This is a genomic window from Mycobacterium innocens, assembly GCF_900566055.1.
GTDB classification, from domain to species: Bacteria; Actinomycetota; Actinomycetes; order Mycobacteriales; family Mycobacteriaceae; genus Mycobacterium; species Mycobacterium innocens.
Genome location: NZ_UPHQ01000010.1, coordinates 1 through 8,264 on the forward strand (window position 1 = coordinate 1; position 8,264 = coordinate 8,264).

Sequence of the window (8,264 nt, forward strand, 5' to 3'; positions counted from 1 at the left end):
CGCCGTCGGAGCCGGTGGTGACGGCGGGGCCGGCGGCATCGGCGGCAACGCCGTGTTGATCGGCAATGGCGGCAATGGCGGCAACGGCGGAACCGGCGTCACCACGGGCAGCTCGGGCAAGGGCGGAGCCGGCGGACTGCTACTGGGCGCGGGCGGGCTCAACGGCTTGCCGTAGCGGACTCATCCGTTGGCACCGCGGTGGCGGGTTTACGGGTCGCGGGGAAGGCCCAGTAGCCGCTCGGCGATGATATTCAGCTGCACTTCCGACGTGCCGCCGTAGATCGTGGTGGCCCGGCTGGCCAGCAGGTACTCCCCCCACTTGCCCGGCAATTGGTCCGGGTCGCCGATCGCGGCGTCCGTGCCGAACGTCGACACCGCGAATTCGGCGTAGCCCTGCCCGGTGCGCATCGACAACAGCTTGGAAATCGCCGCCGACGGCATGGGGTCGCTCCCGGCGATGGTCAACAGCGTGGAGCGCAGGTTGAGCACCTTGACGGCATGACCCTCGGCGATCAGTTGACCGGCGCGGTGGTGGGCGACCTGATCGAAATGTCCGTCGCGGACGAACTCGACGAATTGCGGCAGGGTGGCCAGGAAGTTGGCGTCGCTGCTGCCGATCGACACGCGTTCGGCCGTCAACGTGTTGCGGCTGACCTCCCAGCCCCGGTTCACCTCGCCGAGCACGAACTCGTCGGGAACGAACACGTCGTCGAGGTAGACGGTGTTGAACATCGCGTGACCGGTAAGCTCCCGCAGCGGCTTTACCTGCACGCCTTGGCTTTTCATGTCCAGCAGGAAATAGGTGATGCCGTTGTGCTTCGGCGCGCTCGGGTCCGTCCGGGCTAGTAACGCGCCGTAGTGCGCGTATTGGGCGGCCGTCGTCCAGATCTTCTGGCCGGTGATGCGCCAGCCGCCGTCGACCCGGGTCGCTTTCGTGGTCAGCCCCGCCAGGTCCGAGCCGGCGCCGGGCTCGGAAAACAGCTGGCACCAGATCATGTCGCCGCGGAAGGTCGGCGGCAGGAAGCGCTGCTGCTGCTCTTCGGTGCCGAACGCGACAACCGACGGGATGATCCAGGCCGCGATGCCGACCTGCGGCCGTTTGACCCGGCCGCCGGTGAACTCCTGGGCGATGATGACCTGCTCGACCGGGCCGGACGCCCGCCCCCACGGCTTGGGCAGATAGGGCAGCACCCAGCCGCCTTCGGCGATGGCGACCCTGCGTTGCTCGCGCGGCATCGCCTTCAGGGCGGCAACCTCGGCCCGGATCTCCGAGCGCAGTTTCTCGGTGTCGGGGTCCAGGTCGATGTCCACCGGCCGCATACCCGTGGTGGTCGCGGTGTCCACCACCCGTTGCGGGTAAGTGGTGTGGCGGCCGAAGCAGGCGGCCAGCATCAGCGCGCGGCGGTAGTACACGTTCGTGTCGTGCTCCCAGGTGTATCCGATGCCGCCGTGCACCTGGATGCAGTCCTGCGTGCAGCGCTGGGCTGCTGTCGGCGCCAGCGTTGCCGCTACCGCCGCGGCGAACTCGACGTCCGGGCTGCCCTCGTCTATCGCGCGGGCGGCGTCCCACACTGCGGCGGTGGCGCGTTCGGTGTCGGCAATCATCTCGGCGCACTTGTGTTTGATCGCCTGGAACTGGCCGATCGGCCTGCCGAACTGTTCGCGAATCTTGGCGTAGCTTGATGCGGCGTCGGTGGCCCACCGGGCCACACCCACGGCCTCCGCCGACAGCAGCGTGGACATCAGCGCGTGGGCGGTGGTCATGCTCAGATCGCTCAGCACGACGTCGTCGGTGACCTCGACGGCGTTAGCCCGGAGATGCGCGATGGGCCGCAGCGGGTCCAGGCTGCGGACCGGCTCGATTTCGAGCTGTTCGGCCCGCAGTACCACCCACTCCTCGCCGCTGTCGATGGCCACCGGCAGCACCAGCACGGCGGCCTGAGCCGCCGCGGGGACCGCGCGGACTTCGCCGCGGATCACCAGGATGTCACCTTGACGGGTGGCGGTCAGTCCGGAATCCAGCGCATACGCGGCAATGGCCGCCCCGGTGGCCAGTTCGGATAGCACCTTGGCCTCGGGGTCATGCGCCGCAATCAGCGCGCTGGCAATGGCCGACGGGACGAACGGCCCGGGCACCGCCCCGTAGCCGAATTCGGCCAGGACCACGGCCAGCTCGAGGATGCCGAATCCCTGTCCGCCCACGGATTCGGCCAGATGCACACCCTGTAGCCCTTGTTCGGCGGCTGCCTGCCAGTACGGCGGCGGGTTCTCGATCGGGGTTTCTGGGGTTGCGTCCAAGGCCGCATGCAGTACCTCAGATGGCGCCATCCGCGCCACCAGGGATCGCACCGAATCGGCGAGGTCTCGATGTTCAGGGGTTATCGCGATCGGCATTGTTCGCCTTCCCTTGAGCGTGTTCTTTCCAAGCTAACAACCGGTGGGTTGGTTGACCAGATTGGCCAGCGGCCGTCCGTCGCGCAGCCGCCGGCAATTCTGGACGGCCTCGGTCAGGTAACGCCGCATGGTGTCGGCGGTGTACCAGGTGACATGGGGGGTGAGTACCAGGGCGTCTTCGTCGATCACGGCGCCCCGAGAGGTGTTGACCAGCACCGAATCCGGATTCATCCGGGCCAGCGCGGCGGTGTAGATCAGATGCTCGGTGTCGGTGGTCAACGGTACGTGCACGGAGACGATGTCGCTGGCGGCCAGCAGTTGCGGCAGCGGCCGCCGGCCGGGGCGTCCGTCGTCTGGGGTACTGGTGTGCAGCACGGTGGCGCCCATCGCGGCGACGATCGCCGCGACCCGTTTGGCGATGTTTCCGTAGCCGATCAACCCGACCGTGCAACCGCCGATGTCGCGTATCGTCTCGCCCAGTTCCGGGTCTGTCGGCCGGCCCCGGCCCTGACGGATCGCGGTATCGAGCGTCGGTAGCCGGCGCAGCGCGGCCAGCATCAACAGCACGGTGCCCTCGGCAACCGAGGGAGCTTTGGCGCCCGGCATATTGGCCACCGCGATACCGCGGTTTGTTGCTGTCGTCACGTCGATGGGTTCACTCCGGCGCCGAATTTGTGGACCAGCCGTAGCCGCGCGCCTTGTTCCAAGTCGGTGCCCGACAGCGGACGAAGCACATGCCAGATCACCTCGGCCTCGGGCAATTTCGCGGTAGAAGCACGCGTCGTCATCTTCGGAACACCAACGGACGTCCAGCCAATCTCATTCGGTTGCAACGAGATCAAGCACCATGTCGCCGGGTGCGAAGTGGGCGAGAACTCTCAGCGCCACCGCTCGGCGATCCAGTCGGCGATGGTGTCGGCCTGCTCGTCACGCGCTCCCGGTGTGGTGAAGTAGTGGTCGGTGTCGATCGAGGTCCGGGTCTTGTCGGTGCCGGCGAGCGCATCGTAGATGCATTGGGCGTCAGAGGGAAACACTCCGGTGTCGGCGTCGGCGTTGATCACTAGCGCCGGGCAGGTGATACGGGCCAAGTGCGGCTCGGCCCGGGTCTGGGCCACCCGCAGACTCCACATGCCCAGCCAGTTGCGCAGCGTGCAGGCCGCGGCGATGCCGCGTGCGGAGCGGTTGGCTTTCAGCGGCGCGCCCGCGTAGCACAGATTGGGCTGACGTTTGGTCGGTTCGATGGTGGCGTCGACCATGCGCGGGTCGGCCCAGGTTCGCATCACGGCAAACGGCCGATCCGAAAAACCTTCGGCGCGTACCCGTTTCAGCTCGGCTTGCGCCCACTCGGTAATGCGCTCGTTGCGGGCTACCTGAGCGGCGCGATACCGGGCGAGAAACTCGGGGGAGTAGGGCGGTCCGTTATCGTTGTTGAACAGGTCCAGATCGGAATCCGTTGCCACGGGATCGTTTTCGTCGACGACGGCGGCGTCCATCCAGGCGGTGAGCACATCCGGACGGCCCGGGTGGGCGGCGGTCGCGACGTAGCCGTCGGCGACGGGCAACTCGGTCAGCCCGGTCGCCGGGCGCATGCCTTCCAGCGGAGTGACGTTCGGGTCGACCGCCTGTGACTGATAAGCGGCCATCAACGAACCGCCTCCCGAATTGCCTAGTAATATCACCGTTTCCACGCCCTTGACGTCGCGCAGCCAGCGCACTCCGACGCCGATGTCGACCAATGCGTGGTCGAGCAAGAAGTTGCTTTCGAAGCCGCGAAACCTGGTGTTCCAGCCCAGGAAGCCGATCCCGTGGGCGGCCAGGTATTCGGCGAGATAGTGTTCGGAGAAGTCGATTTGGTAGTGCGTGGCAATCATCGCCACCGTGGGTTTGTTTCCGGCGACGTGGTGGTAGAGCCCCTGGCATGGGTGCCCGCCGGCACCGGCGCGTCCGGCGGTCGGGGACGGCAGGCCGACGAACTCGCGTACGACATCGGGCAATTCAGTGAACCTCCTCACCGTAGATCGCTCGGTAGTAGATGTTGGCCAGCGTCTGGATGCAGGCCCGGTCGTCGGGTTCCCTGACACGGGCTCCGCTGAGCTGGATGTAGCAGAACTGGTTGAACATGGCAACGATAGCCTCGGCGATCAGCTGGGGGTCGTCGCCTGGGCAGTACCCCTGCGACTGGGCGCGTTCGACCGTGTCGGTGATGAAAGAGATTGGAATCGAACACATCTCGGCCCAATACTGGGCAAAGTCGTCGTTGACCATGGCCAACTGCGACACGCTGATCATCTCCGCGAGCCGGTTGCGGTAGGTGTGCCAGTGCGCGGCGGCGGCCTCGTACGCGCGCTCGCGGTTGGACAGGCCGTGCCGGGTCACTGACTGGGCCCGCTCGTTGGCTTCGTCACGGAAGCGCAACGCCCACTGACGCACCATCGCTTCCTTGGAGTCGTAATAGTTGTAGAAGGACGCCGCCGAACGGCCGGCCTCGGCGGTGATGTCGGCGATGGTGGTGGCCAGAATTCCTTTGCGCGCGATGACACTTCGAGCGGCGGTGTCGATCGCGGCCTGGGTCCGCCGACCGCGGTGCGTCGGAAACGCAGACACCTGGCGCACCTCCTCTGGAGCAAAACTGAACCTGATGTTAGATTCAGATTCACGTCTTAGCCAGGGCAGGGGCGGGGCAGGGGCCGATCGGAGCCGCACGATGATCAAGCCGCACAACACCAACACCGAGTTCGAGCTCGGCGGAATCAATCACGTCGCGCTGGTGTGTTCGGATATGGCGCGCACCGTCGACTTCTACAGCAACATCCTGGGTATGCCGTTGATCAAGTCGCTCGACCTGCCCGGCGGGCAGGGGCAGCACTTCTTCTTCGACGCCGGCAACGGCGACTGCGTCGCGTTCTTCTGGTTCGCCGAGGCACCGGATCGGGTGCCGGGCATCTCCTCGCCCGGCGCCATTCCGGGAATCGGCGATATCACCAGCGCGGTGAGCTCCATGAACCACCTGGCGTTCCACGTCCCGGCCGAAAAGTTCGACGGTTATCGCCAGCGGCTCAAGGACAAAGGGGTGCGGGTCGGCCCGGTCCTCAATCATGACGAGAGCCAGATGCAGGTATCGGCGACGGTGCATCCCGGGGTGTACGTGCGCTCGTTCTATTTCCAGGACCCCGATGGCATCACCCTTGAATTCGCCTGCTGGATAAAGGAATTCACCGAGAACGACACGCCTGCCGTCCCCAGGACGGCGGCCGACCGGCGACCCGCGGCGGTGGCTAGCCAGCCGTGACGGACGGTATTTTGATCGATGAGCAGATCGCGGCACTGAGTCCCGAACAACGGCGAGAACTCATCTCCCGGCTGGAGCGTCCGCTGGGCGAACTGGTGGACCCGAGACCCTCGTGCGGACTCGGCGTGTCCGGTTGCGCCTGGTCATCGGCTGCGCGCTGGTGCTGATCCCGTGGACGGCATTTCTCGGGCTGACTCTGCCGGCCAACTACGTCGCGCACAATTGGCCGGCCACCTGGGTCGGCTTCGACATTCTGCTGGTCGGGTTCATGATGGCCACGGCCGTGCTGGGTTACCTGCGCCGCCAGCTTCTGCTGCTCACTGCGTTCACCACACGGGGGTGCTGCTGATCTGTGATGCGTGGTTCGACCTGATGACGGCGGGACCCGACGAGCGCTGGTGGTCGGTGTTGACCGCGCTTTTCCTGGAGCTGCCGGTTGCCGTCGTGATGATCACCAGCGCGCAGCGCATCATGCGGCTTACCCTGGCGCGGCGCTGGCTGATCCGACCGGGGACGCGGCTGTGGCACCTGCCGCTGTTCCCGTGAGGTGGTAGAGCTTCGGGTCGGCGAGTTCGTCGAGCAACGACGCGAGCTGTTCGACGAGCTGGTCCGGCCCGAGCGCGACGTCCCCGGCCAGCCAGGCGCTGAGGGTCTGACCGACGCCGCCGACGGCGAAGTGCGCGCCCGCCTTGATGTGCTCGTTTGCCGGGATTCGCAGCGCGTTGCCGGCATGCTGACCGGACAACATGGCGAACAGCGTGCTGGATTCGGCGCGCTTGCGCATCACCACAGGGTTGGCCAGTTGGGTGCTGAACAGCAGGCGTCCGATGCGCGCGTCGTCGGCGATGGTCTGTACCACATTGCCCATCCCGGCGCGCGCCTGCTCGTGTGGCGGCACCGCCGCCACCGCGGCCTGGGTGGTGGCGGCCAGCTCGGCGACCACCCAGTCGAACACGCCGCTGACGAATTCGTCCTTGTCGGCGAAGCTTTCGTAGAAATACCGGGCCGACAGGCCCGCCCGGCGGCAGACGCCGCGGACCGTGAGGTCAGTGATGTCGCTGTCGTCGCAGCCGAGCAGGTCCAAGCCGGCGTCCAGCAATTGCCGACGCCGCGCGGCCAGCCGCTGGGCCGCATCGACGCCTCGGTATGGGCGTGGGGAGGGTTCGCCTGAGCCGGAGTCTTCGGTCACGAACGTCATCTTGACACCAGGGCAGGGACCCGAGCAATATCGGGAAACAGGCGTTATCACAATTAGCGGGTCGGCTCGGATCGGCTCGGCGGCTCGGCTCGGCAGGAGGACGTACGGTGGCAATTCCCGGTGCGGTTCGCCAGCCCGTTCCCCATGTGGAGCGTCCGGTAGCCGACCCACCCCGGCCGGTACGGGCCAGGCGCGGGCGGCCGGCCGCGACAGACGACACCTTGATGGGGATCGCGCTGTTGGCCGGTCCGGCCAACGTGATCATGCAGCTGGCGCGACCCGAAGTCGGCCATGGCGTGGTGGAGAGCCGGGTCGAGAGCGGCCGGTTGGACCTGCATCCGATCAAGCGGACGCGCACCACCTTTACCTATATTGCGGTGGCCATGGCCGGCAGCGACGAGCAGCAGGCCGCTTACCGCCGCGCGGTCAACCGGGCGCACGCTCAGGTGTACTCGACATCCGAAAGTCCGGTGCAGTACAACGCATTTGACCCCGAGCTGCAGCTGTGGGTGGCGGCATGTATGTGCAAGGGCGCGGCTGATGTGCACCGCATCTTCGTCGGCGAAGTGGACGACGCTGAGGCCGAGCGTCATTACCGCGAGACGATGGCGCTGGCCACCACGCTGCAGGTACCCCCGGAGATGTGGCCGCCGGATCGAGCTGCTTTTGACCGGTATTGGCAGGAGTCGCTGAAGAAGGTGCGTATCGACGACGCCGTTCGCGACTACCTGTATCCGATTGCCGCAGCCCGGATACCGGGTGTGCCCTTGCCCGGCGTGCTGCGCAAGGTTCCGGAAAGTATCGCGCTGTTGATCACCACTGGCTTTCTACCGCAACGGTTTCGCGACGAGATGCGGTTGCCGTGGGACGCCGGCAAACAACAGCTTTTCGATCGGTTGATGGCGGTGATAGGGGCGGTGAACGCCATGATGCCGCGGGCCGTCCGGCAATTCCCGTTCAACCTGATGCTCTGGGACTTGGACCGGCGGATCAAGGCCGGGCGCCCATTGGTGTAGCGGGCGACAAGCTGCCCGGAGCTGCTGGCCGACGCCACGGACATGTCCGGCCGACGCCAAGAGCATCGCCCGACGAAACCGCGGTTGCCGTGGATCCGAGCCGTCCGGCTACGGCAACCCGTTCAACCCGTCCGCACCGATCAGTCCGCCGGTGCCGCCGGTGCCGGCCTTGCCATTGGCCGCAGCCTTCCCGCCGTTACCGCCGTTGCCGCCATCGCCGACCAGGATGGCGTTGCCGCCGTTACCGCCGTTGCCGCCGGTGCCGGTGGTCGGTCCGGCGTCACCGCCGGCGCCGCCATTACCGCCGCTGCCGAACAACCCGGCCGCGCCGCCTACCCCGCCGTTACCGCCGGTGCCGGCGGGGGTA

The 8,264-nt window shown here is 66.8% G+C and carries 6 protein-coding genes and 3 pseudogenes; 3 read left to right on the forward strand and 6 right to left on the reverse strand.

The features are described from left to right. Positions 1–207: 207 nt before the first annotated feature. The 4 genes and pseudogenes from EET03_RS01395 to EET03_RS01410 all read right to left on the reverse strand — a co-directional run bounded on the left by EET03_RS01395 (position 208) and on the right by EET03_RS01410 (position 4,998). A complete protein-coding gene (locus EET03_RS01395) occupies positions 208–2,394 on the reverse strand; it encodes an acyl-CoA dehydrogenase family protein (RefSeq protein WP_075541785.1) in 2,187 nt (728 codons plus the stop codon). A 33-nt stretch (positions 2,395–2,427) separates the two neighbouring features. Beyond that, positions 2,428–3,207: pseudogene (locus tag EET03_RS01400) on the reverse strand (NAD(P)-dependent oxidoreductase). A gap of 65 nt (positions 3,208–3,272) precedes the next feature. Next, positions 3,273–4,388: an alpha/beta hydrolase gene (locus EET03_RS01405; RefSeq protein ID WP_075541784.1), complete on the reverse strand. Its 1,116-nt coding sequence runs from the start codon at positions 4,386–4,388 to the stop codon at positions 3,273–3,275. A 1-nt stretch (position 4,389) separates the two neighbouring features. Then, positions 4,390–4,998, reverse strand: a complete 609-nt coding sequence (locus tag EET03_RS01410) for a TetR/AcrR family transcriptional regulator (RefSeq protein ID WP_082274518.1) — start codon at positions 4,996–4,998, stop codon at positions 4,390–4,392. Positions 4,999–5,098: 100 nt separating this feature from the next. Between EET03_RS01410 and EET03_RS01415 the strand changes: the two genes are divergently transcribed. Together EET03_RS01415 and EET03_RS01420 are read left to right on the forward strand one after the other, a co-directional pair. Further along, the gene (locus EET03_RS01415) at positions 5,099–5,683 is read left to right on the forward strand and encodes a VOC family protein (RefSeq protein WP_075541783.1); all 585 of its coding nucleotides are present in this window, start codon (positions 5,099–5,101) and stop codon (positions 5,681–5,683) included. Then, a pseudogene (locus tag EET03_RS01420) lies at positions 5,680–6,229 on the forward strand (hypothetical protein). The gene EET03_RS01415 and the pseudogene EET03_RS01420 overlap by 4 nt, the downstream one beginning before the upstream one ends. On the opposite strand, the gene EET03_RS01425 reads toward EET03_RS01420, so the two are convergent. Next, on the reverse strand, positions 6,162–6,881 hold the full coding sequence (locus EET03_RS01425) for a TetR/AcrR family transcriptional regulator (RefSeq protein WP_075541782.1): 720 nt from the start codon (positions 6,879–6,881) through the stop codon (positions 6,162–6,164). The pseudogene EET03_RS01420 and the gene EET03_RS01425 overlap by 68 nt on opposite strands. A 107-nt stretch (positions 6,882–6,988) precedes the next feature. On the opposite strand from EET03_RS01425, the gene EET03_RS01430 reads away from it, so the two are divergent. Further along, complete coding sequence (locus tag EET03_RS01430; RefSeq protein WP_063469241.1) at positions 6,989–7,897, forward strand: oxygenase MpaB family protein; 909 nt, start codon at positions 6,989–6,991, stop codon at positions 7,895–7,897. 108 nt (positions 7,898–8,005) lie between these two features. On the opposite strand, the pseudogene EET03_RS01435 reads toward EET03_RS01430, so the two are convergent. Then, a pseudogene (locus EET03_RS01435) lies at positions 8,006–8,264 on the reverse strand (hypothetical protein); the annotation flags it as partial.

Excerpts from the sequence above, each read along its gene's own strand:
- EET03_RS01395 (WP_075541785.1), bottom strand. The coding sequence starts at position 2,394 with ATGCCGATCGCGATAACCCCTGAACATCGAGACCTCGCCGATTCGGTG.
- EET03_RS01415 (WP_075541783.1), top strand. The coding sequence starts at position 5,099 with ATGATCAAGCCGCACAACACCAACACCGAGTTCGAGCTCGGCGGAATC.
- EET03_RS01425 (WP_075541782.1), bottom strand. The coding sequence starts at position 6,881 with ATGACGTTCGTGACCGAAGACTCCGGCTCAGGCGAACCCTCCCCACGC.